The organism is Streptomyces violaceorubidus (assembly GCF_000717995.1).
GTDB lineage: Bacteria > Actinomycetota > Actinomycetes > Streptomycetales > Streptomycetaceae > Streptomyces > Streptomyces violaceorubidus.
Genome location: NZ_JODM01000127.1, coordinates 1 through 813, shown reverse-complemented (window position 1 = coordinate 813; position 813 = coordinate 1). Strand labels below are relative to the sequence as shown.

General features: G+C 68.6%; 2 protein-coding genes. Both read right to left on the bottom strand.

The features are described 5' to 3' along the window. Window positions 1-77: 77 nt before the first annotated feature. The gene (locus IE94_RS0134320) at window positions 78-452 is read right to left on the bottom strand and encodes a hypothetical protein (RefSeq protein ID WP_245235387.1); all 375 of its coding nucleotides are present in this window, start codon (window positions 450-452) and stop codon (window positions 78-80) included. 136 nt (window positions 453-588) lie between these two features. Continuing rightward, the coding region (locus IE94_RS40725; RefSeq protein ID WP_209441117.1) for a hypothetical protein at window positions 589-813 on the bottom strand (225 nt) is incomplete at its 5' end.

The window sequence follows — 813 nt, the reverse complement described above, 5'->3', positions numbered from 1 at the left end:
GCTCACCATCGAGCGCGTCCACCCGATCACCAGCCTGCCGCCCGGCGCGGTCACCGGCGCCCAGATCGCGGACTGGATCAGAGGCCACTGGAAGATCGATGCTCGCGCTGCCAGTCGGTGGGCCAGGGCGGGCTCCACGAGGAGTCGATGTCGGTCAGCTGTGCCGCCGACCCCAGCAGTCCATGGCCGTCGGCGAGCGCGTGCACCAGCCGGTTGAACGTCGGCACCGGCGGCACCTCCACCGCGCCGGGACCATGGGTTTCCTCCAGAACCCACCCGACCATGCGCCGCAGCCGGCTCAGCGTGCCACTGGAGCGTTCCCGCTGCGCCTGAAGCACCTGAGTGAGCGCAGCGACCACACGCTCATCGGCCCGGCCCACCACAGAACGCCTGCGCGCCGTGCGCTGGTCGACCAGCCCCCACAGCCCCTTCTCGCGGTGACGGGCCCGCATCCGCCGCACGGTCACCGCACTCGTCGGCTGCCCCGCCGCGGTCAACTCCGCTGCTTGGCCTCCTCCCGTTCCGCCACAGTCCGCTGCGCCGGATCGAACTCCGCCCGCGGCACACCGCACTGCCCCGACTTGTTCTTTAACTACCGTCGGTAGCTGCATCGACTAGCTTCACGAGGGGCGCCAGGATTTGTGGCAGTTCGTTCTCGGAGGTGAGCATCGGTTGGTCTTGCCAGGTGTGCTCGGTTCCGGAGTCGATGAAGAGCAGTGAAGTAGCACCCGATTCCCAGAGGAACGCCATCCCCGTGCGCTCTTCTGATTCCAGTGTGAGGCTCACTGCCGTGGCCTTCGGCCGCCCTCGGGA